This window comes from Limimaricola litoreus, assembly GCF_024159025.1.
GTDB lineage: Bacteria > Pseudomonadota > Alphaproteobacteria > Rhodobacterales > Rhodobacteraceae > Limimaricola > Limimaricola litoreus.
Genome location: NZ_JAMYXC010000035.1, coordinates 1 through 7,704, shown reverse-complemented (window position 1 = coordinate 7,704; position 7,704 = coordinate 1). Strand labels below are relative to the sequence as shown.

Here is a 7,704-nt window from a genome sequence, read left to right as displayed (position 1 = left end):
GGCCAGCTGGCCCCCGTCGCGGCCTCCGCGGCGGCCCCATCGCGGCCCAGCATGCGCAGGCTCGCGATGGCCGTGCCGGCATTGATGATCTGGTGCGGGCCGCGCAGCCGCGGCAGCGGCAGGTCCAGAAGCCCGCGCTCGTCCTGGTAGACCAGCCGCCCGGCCTCGGTGGTGACGTGCCAGTGCTGGCCATGCGCCATCAGCGGCGCGCCGAGCCGGGCCGCCTTCGCCTCGATCACCTCGAGCGCGGCCTCGTGCTGGGGGGCGACGACGCAAGGCACGCCGCGCTTGAGGATGCCCGCCTTCTCGCCAGCGATCTCCTCGAGCGTCTCGCCCAGATATTGCTGGTGGTCGAGGTCGATGGGCGTGATGACGGTGAGCGCGGGGCGCTCCACCACGTTGGTCGCATCGAGCCTGCCGCCAAGGCCGGTTTCCAGAAGCGTCCATTCCGCGGGCGTCTCGGCAAAGGCCAGGAGCGCCGCAGCGGTGGTGATCTCGAAATAGGTGATCGGATCGGGGCCGTTGGCGGCATGGGTGCGGTCCAGAAGATCGCTCAGCGCCTCTTCCGAGATCAGCTCGCCCGCCAGCCGGATGCGTTCGTGAAACCGCGCCAGATGCGGCGAGGTATAGGCATGGACCCGGTCGCCCGACGCCTCGAGCCCGGCGCGGATCATCGCCTGGGTCGAGCCCTTGCCGTTGGTGCCGGCAAGGTGGATGACGGGCGGCAGCCGCCGCTCGGGGTGATCCAGCGCCGCGAGGAGCCGCCACACCCGGTCGAGCGTGAGATCGATGACCTTGGGGTGCAGCGACATCATCCGCGCGAGAATCGCGTCGGAGCCAGTGCCGCTCATCCCTTGGGCGTCTCGCTTTTCGGGGCCTCCGGCGCGGGCTTGGCGGCCGGGGTCTCGGTCGTCTTGCCCTTGGTGGCCTCGGCCTCCTTGGCGGCGGCGGGCTCGGGCGTCGCGGGGGCGGGCAAATCGCCCATCACCGCAGGATCGAGCCCCATCAGCATCCGGGTGATCGTGATCAGCTCCTCGCGCATCTTTCCGCGCGGGGTCACACGGTCGAGCATGCCGTGATCGAGCAGGTATTCCGCCCGCTGGAATCCCTCGGGCAGCTTTTCGCGGATGGTTTGTTCGATCACGCGCGGGCCGGCGAAGCAGATCAGCGCGTTGGGCTCGGCGATCTGCACGTCGCCCAGCATCGCGTAGGAGGCGGTGACGCCGCCGGTGGTCGGATGGGTCAGCACCACGATATAGGGCAGCCCGGCCTCTTTCAGCATCTCGACCGCCACCGTGGTGCGCGGCATCTGCATCAAGGAGAGAATCCCTTCCTGCATTCGCGCGCCACCGGCGGCGGAGAAGAGCACCAGGGGCGCCTTGAGCTCGACGGCGCGCTCGGCGGCGGCGATGATCGCATTGCCGACATACATCCCCATGGAACCGGCCATGAAGGAGAAGTCCTGCCCCGCGGCGACGATCTTCGTGCGGCCGATCTCGCCCTCGGCCACCAGCATCGCCTCCTTTTCGGAGGTCTTGCGGCGGGCCTCCTTGATCCGGTCGACGTATTTCTTCTGGTCGCGGAAGTTGAGCGGATCGGCGATCGGCTCGGGCACCTTCACCTCCGAGAAGACCCCGCCGTCGAACAGCGCCTTGAAGCGGTCGCGCGGGGTGATCGCCATGTGGTGATCGCAATTGGTGCAGACGTTGAGATTGTCGGCCAGTTCGCGGTGGAACAGCATCGTCCCGCATTCGTCGCACTTGGTCCACAGGTTCTCGGGCACCTCGCGGCGCGAGAAGATCGAGTTGATCCGCGGACGGACGTAGTTGGAAATCCAGTTCATCTTGCTGCTCCGGGCGCGCGTCGGGTCGATGTCGGAGATACGCTCCGGCGCGGCGGATTGCAATTCGGACGCAAGCGCCCCCGTGCGGCCGCAGGATCCGCGTATTTGAGGAAAGATGAACCGGGGCGGGCGAGAGCTGCCTTGCCGTCGGGACAGGGGGCGACTATCCCTTCCCGCAATCAACTCCGGGAAGGGACAGCCCATGACCAACGCCCGTTTCGACAAGACGAAACTGCCCAGCCGCCACGTCACCGAAGGACCCGAGCGCGCCCCGCACCGGAGCTACTTCTACGCCATGGGCATCTCGGAGGAAGAGATCCACCAGCCCTGGGTCGGCGTCGCCACCTGCTGGAACGAGGCCGCGCCTTGCAACATCGCGCTGAACCGTCAGGCGCAATCGGTGAAGATGGGCGTGAAGAAAGGCGGCGGCACGCCGCGCGAATTCACCACCATCACCGTCACCGACGGCATCGCCATGGGCCACGAGGGCATGCGCTCCTCGCTCGCCTCGCGCGACGCCATCGCCGACACGGTCGAGCTGACCATGCGCGGCCATTGCTACGACGCGCTGGTGGGCCTCGCGGGCTGCGACAAGTCGCTGCCGGGGATGATGATGGCGATGGTCCGGCTCAACGTGCCTTCGGTCTTCATCTATGGCGGCTCGATCCTGCCGGGCAAGTTGAACGGCAAGGACGTGGTGGTGCAGGACGTGTTCGAAGCGGTGGGCCAGCACGCCGCGGGCAACATGTCGGACGCGGAACTCGCGGTGCTCGAACGCGTGGCCTGCCCCTCGGCGGGCGCCTGCGGCGGGCAATACACCGCCAACACCATGGCCTGCGTCTCCGAGGCGGTGGGTCTCGCGCTCCTGAACTCCTCGGGTGCGCCCGCTCCCTATGAGAGCCGCGATCAATATGGCGACTTCTCCGGCCAGGCGGTGATGAACCTGATCGAGAAGAACATCCGCGCGCGCGACATTGTCACCCGCCAGAGCCTCGAGAACGCGGCGCGGGTCGTCGCCTGCACCGGCGGCTCGACCAACGCGGGCCTGCATCTTCCGGCCATCGCGCATGAGGCGGGCATCGACTTCGACCTGCTCGACGTGTGCAACATCTTCCTCGACACGCCCTATTTCGTGAACCTGCGCCCGGGCGGTGAATACGTCGCCAAGGATCTGCACGAGCAGGGCGGCGTGCCGGTGGTGATGAAGGAGCTGCGCAAGGCGGGGCTGCTGCACGAGGATTGCATCACCGCCTCGGGCAAGAGCCTGGGCGAGGAGCTGGACCTGATCGAGCGCGAGGCCGATGGCCGCGTAATCCACACCGTCGCCAACCCGATCACCAAGACCGGCGGCGTCGTCGGTCTCAAGGGCAACCTCGCCCCCGATGGTGCGATCGTGAAGGTCGCGGGCATGCCGGCCGAGGATCAGGTCTTCACCGGCCCGGCCCTCGTCTTCGAATGCGAGGAAGAGGCCTTCGAGGCGGTGCGCCGCCGCGACTACGCCGAGGGCGACGTGATCGTCATCCGCAACGAGGGCCCGGCGGGCGGCCCCGGCATGCGCGAGATGCTTTCGACCACCGCCGCGCTTTCGGGGCAGGGCATGGGCAAGAAGGTGGCACTCATCACCGATGGCCGCTTCTCGGGTGCCACCCGCGGCTTCTGCGTCGGCCACGTCGGCCCCGAAGCCGCGCATGGCGGGCCGATCGCGCTTCTCAAGACCGGCGACATGATCACCATCGATGCCACGAAGGGCGAGATTTCGGTCGATCTGTCAGACACCGAGCTCGCGGAGCGCAAGGGCGCCTGGAAGGGCCCTCGCACCAATGACTACACCGCCGGTGCGCTGTGGAAATACGCCCAGCTCGTCGGTTCGGCCCGCAAGGGGGCCGTGACCCATCCCGGTGCCGCCGGCGAAAGCCACGTCTACATGGACCAGTGAGGCCGGGCCTGCCGCGCCTGTCGCGGCGCCTGTCCCGCCTGCGCCACGCCGCGCCAAAGGAGCAGGGTGCTGCGCCTTCGCCCTTGCGGCTGGCGGGGGCGGACTGGGCCTGGCGGCCCGAGGCCTGGGCTGGCGCCACGCCGGGCGCGGGGCCGCTGCCCGCGGCGTCGGGGGCCGGTCTGTGCGGCGGCGTGCAGCTCTTTCACGACGCCACCGCCCCCGATCTGCAGATCGAACGGCCCGCCCCCGACCCGCAGGGCCCTTGGCCGCTGCGACTTTGCGCCGAGGGTTTCGACGGCAGTTTCCTGAGCCTCGCCATCGCGCTGCCCGAGGCGGCGCTGGTCGGGCTGGAGCGGCGGCATCTCCTCGGGATCGATGTCGATCTCGGCGCGCAGGGCGCGCCGCGAAGCTTCGCGCGGCTCAACCTGCGGCAGGGTCCCAACAGCGAGACCCTGCTGCGCAGCCTGCCCTTGGGCGAACCCACCGGCACCGAGTTCGACCTGTGGGGCATCGACACCGCGCCCGAGCGGGTCGAATCGGGCTGGATCGACCTGATCTTCGAAGCCCCGCTGCCTGCGCGGATCGAAATCCGCGATCTGGTGATCGCCCGCAGGCCGCGCGCCTCCTTCTGAGCCCTGCGGCTGACGTCGCGTCCGGGGTGACGCGCGCGTCAATCGCGGCCAGTCTGCGGCCACGAGGGAGGCCCGCATGTCCAGATATCCAAAGCTCTTGTCGCCGATCACGCTGGGGCCTCTGAGCCTGCCCAATCGGGTGCTGATGGGCTCGATGCACACCGGACTCGAGGAAACCGGCGATTGGGACCGCGTCTCCACCTTCTATGCCACGCGCGCGCGCGGCGGTGTCGGGCTGATGGTGACGGGCGGCATGGCGCCCAACCGAGAGGGCGGCGTCTATCCCGGCGCGGCGGGGCTGTTCACCCAAGATGATATCGCCAATCATGGCCGCGTCACGCGGGCGGTGCATGAGGCGGGCGGGCGGATCGCGATGCAGATCCTGCACGCCGGGCGCTACGCCTATTCCAAGCACTGCGTCGCCCCTTCGGCGATCCGCGCCCCGATCAGCGCCTTTACCCCCAACGCGCTCGACGAGGCGGGGATCGAAAAGCAGATTTCCGACATCGCCACCGCCGCGGCCCGCTCGGTCGAGGCGGGCTATGACGGGGTCGAGGTGATGGGGTCGGAGGGCTATTTCCTCAACCAGTTCCTCGCGCCGCGCACCAACCGCCGCGACGACCGCTGGGGCGGCTCCCTCGAAAACCGGATGCGCCTTCCGGTCGAGGTGGTGGCCCGCGTGCGCGCGTCGCTGGGCCCGGAAAAGCTGCTGATCTACCGCATCTCGCTTCTCGACCTCGTGTCGGAGGGGCAGGACTGGTCCGAGATCGTGGCGCTGGCCCATGCCGTGACCGAGGCCGGGGCGGATGTGCTCAACACCGGCATCGGCTGGCACGAGGCGCGGGTGCCGACCATCGTGACGAGCGTGCCGCGCGCCGCCTTCGCGCATCTGACCGCGAAGCTGCGCGCCGAAGTCTCGGTGCCGGTCGTCGCCTCGAACCGGATCAACACGCCCGAGGTGGCCGAGGAGATCCTCGCCGAAGGGCAGGCCGACATGATCTCCATGGCGCGGCCCTTCCTCGCCGATCCCGATTTCGTCGCCAAGGCGGCACGGGGCGAGGCCGCGCGCATCGCGCCCTGCATCGCCTGCAACCAGGCCTGCCTCGATCACACCTTCTCGGGCAAGCTGTCGTCCTGCCTTGTCAATCCGCGCGCCTGCCACGAGACGGAGCTGGTGCTCGAACCCGTCGCCGCCCCGCGCCGCATCGCGGTGGTGGGGGCGGGGCCCGCCGGGCTTTCGGCGGCGCTGGCGCTGGCCGAGCGGGGCCATGCGGTCACGCTGTTCGACAAGGCCGACCGCATCGGCGGGCAGCTGCACCACGCCGCCGCGATCCCCGGCAAGGAGGAGTTTCGCGGGCTGATCGGCTGGTTCGAGACCGAACTGGCTGCCAGCGCCATCGAGGTGAAACTGGGTCACGCGCCGCAGGCCGAGGCGCTGTCGGGCTTTGACGAGGTGATCGTCGCCACCGGGGTGCGCCCGCGCGATCCGGCCCTTCCGGGGCAGGAGGGGCCGAACGTCATCTCCTATGCCGATCTGCTCTCGGGTCGGGCCGAGGCCGGGCCGCGCGTCGCGGTGGTGGGCGCGGGCGGCATCGGCTTCGACGTGGCCGAATATCTCGTGACCGGGCACAGCACCACCATTGATGCGCCCGCATGGCGCGCCGAATGGGGCGTGGCCGATCCGTCGGTTTCGCGCGGCGGCCTCGCCCCCGAGGGCCCGCGCCCCGATCCCGCGATCCGGCGCGTGACGCTTTTGCAGCGCAAGGCCGAGAAGCTGGGCAAGCGGCTCGGCAAGACCACCGGCTGGGTGCACCGCGCAGGGCTTCAGATGCGCGCGGTGGAGATGCTGGGCGGCGTGAGCTACGAGCGCATCGGTGCGCAGGGGCTGCATGTCACCACGCCCGAGGGGCCGCGGCTGATCGAGGCCGACACCGTCGTGCTCTGCGCAGGCCAGGAGAGCGAACGGGGGCTGGCCGATGCGTTGCTGACGCTTGGGGTCGAGGCGCATGTGATCGGCGGCGCCGATGTCGCCGCCGAGCTCGACGCCAAGCGCGCGATCGACCAGGGCACGCGGCTCGCCGCCCGACTCTAGCTGTTTCCGCCTGCGCATCGATTGAGGGCGAACCGCTTTATTGTCAGGGGCCTGACCCAATCATGCCCGAATCTGCCATCACACAGGGAGCCGATCGAAACGACAACGACGGAGACCGGCCATGGACAGGCTGACAGAGATGGAGGCCTTTGCCACCGTGGTGGACCAGGGCGGGTTCACCGATGCGGCCCGCAAGATGGGGATCTCCAAATCCGCCGTCTCGAAGCATGTCTCCTCGCTCGAAGCGCGGCTCGGCGCGCGGCTGTTGAACCGCACCACGAGGCGCGTCAGCCCGACCGAGATCGGGCTGGCCTATTACGACCGGGCGCGCCGCGTCCTGAACGATGCGGGCGAGGCCGACGCGCTGGTCACCTCGATGCAATCGGCGCCATCGGGGCTCTTGCGGATCTCGGTCGCCACCGATTTCGGGGTCAATCATCTGAGCCCGGTCCTGGGCGATTTCCTGCAGGAATTTCCGGACATCACCGTCAACATGGTGCTCAACAACCGCTTCGTGGAGCTGATCTCCGAGGGCTTCGACATGGCGGTGCGCATCGGCGAGCTGGAGGACAGCACGCTGCGCGCGCGCAAGCTGACCGAGACCTCCAAGAAGATGATCGCCTCGCCCGCCTATTTCGAGCGCTACGGCCGCCCCGCCCGGATCGACGATCTCAACGAGCACAAGCTGCTGCATTACTCCAACGCCTCGAACGGCGCGGTGTGGAAGCTGACCGCGCCCTCCGGTGAAAAGCGGCAGGTGCGCACCGCGGGCTGGCTGACGGTCAACGACGGCCAATCACTGCTCAATGCCTGCATCGGCGGCCTCGGCATCGCCTACCTGCCGTCCTTTCTCTATGCGGACGCGCTGAAGAAGGGACTGGTGGAGGAGGCGATTCCGAACCTGCCGACCGAGACGCAAGGGATCTACGCGGTCTACCCGCCGGGTCGCTTCACCCAGCCGAAGGTGCGCGCCTTCATCGATTTTCTGGTCGAGGCTTTCGCCGAAAAGGGCCCCGACACCTGGTAGGCCCCGGCTGCGGCGCCTCTCCTCAGCCTTCCGCCGCCAGCGCCTCGACCCGGCGGTTGGCGGCGCGGCCTTCGGCGGTGGCGTTGGAGGCGCGGGGGGCGAGCCAGCCCGCGCCCCGCGCCTCAACCCTCGCCCCATTGATGCCGTGATCGCGCAGCAGCCGGTCGCGCACCG

The 7,704-nt window shown here is 69.1% G+C and carries 6 protein-coding genes; 4 read left to right on the top strand and 2 right to left on the bottom strand.

Annotation, left to right across the window (positions count from 1 at the left end; all coding sequences use genetic code 11):
• A partial coding sequence (locus NHG85_RS02820; RefSeq protein ID WP_253329627.1) for a bifunctional folylpolyglutamate synthase/dihydrofolate synthase occupies window positions 1-851 on the bottom strand: 851 nt, incomplete at its 3' end.
• Entirely contained in the window at window positions 848-1,843 is a 996-nt protein-coding gene (accD, locus tag NHG85_RS02815; RefSeq protein WP_253329626.1) for an acetyl-CoA carboxylase, carboxyltransferase subunit beta, read from the bottom strand. The genes accD and NHG85_RS02820, both read right to left, overlap by 4 nt.
• Before the next feature lie 202 nt (window positions 1,844-2,045).
• Between accD and ilvD the strand changes: the two genes are divergently transcribed.
• The 4 genes from ilvD (at window position 2,046) to NHG85_RS02795 (ending at window position 7,530) form a co-directional block, all read left to right on the top strand.
• Complete coding sequence (gene ilvD, locus NHG85_RS02810) at window positions 2,046-3,779, top strand: dihydroxy-acid dehydratase (protein ID WP_253329618.1); 1,734 nt, start codon at window positions 2,046-2,048, stop codon at window positions 3,777-3,779.
• Window positions 3,776-4,411 carry a DUF6478 family protein gene (locus NHG85_RS02805; protein ID WP_253329616.1) on the top strand — a complete coding sequence of 212 codons (636 nt, stop codon included), beginning with the start codon at window positions 3,776-3,778 and terminating at the stop codon, window positions 4,409-4,411. Before ilvD ends, NHG85_RS02805 begins: the two co-directional genes overlap by 4 nt.
• Window positions 4,412-4,487: 76 nt before the next feature.
• Entirely contained in the window at window positions 4,488-6,503 is a 2,016-nt protein-coding gene (locus tag NHG85_RS02800) for an NADPH-dependent 2,4-dienoyl-CoA reductase (RefSeq protein WP_253329614.1), read from the top strand.
• 121 nt (window positions 6,504-6,624) lie between these two features.
• Window positions 6,625-7,530, top strand: coding sequence for a LysR family transcriptional regulator (locus NHG85_RS02795; RefSeq protein WP_253329612.1), 906 nt, complete (start codon window positions 6,625-6,627; stop codon window positions 7,528-7,530).
• Window positions 7,531-7,704: the final 174 nt, after the last annotated feature.

Bases quoted from the DNA above. Each gene is read 5' to 3' on its own strand.
- NHG85_RS02800 (WP_253329614.1), top strand. From the start codon at position 4,488: ATGTCCAGATATCCAAAGCTCTTGTCGCCGATCACGCTGGGGCCTCTG.
- ilvD (WP_253329618.1), top strand. From the start codon at position 2,046: ATGACCAACGCCCGTTTCGACAAGACGAAACTGCCCAGCCGCCACGTC.
- NHG85_RS02795 (WP_253329612.1), top strand. From the start codon at position 6,625: ATGGACAGGCTGACAGAGATGGAGGCCTTTGCCACCGTGGTGGACCAG.
- accD (WP_253329626.1), bottom strand. From the start codon at position 1,843: ATGAACTGGATTTCCAACTACGTCCGTCCGCGGATCAACTCGATCTTC.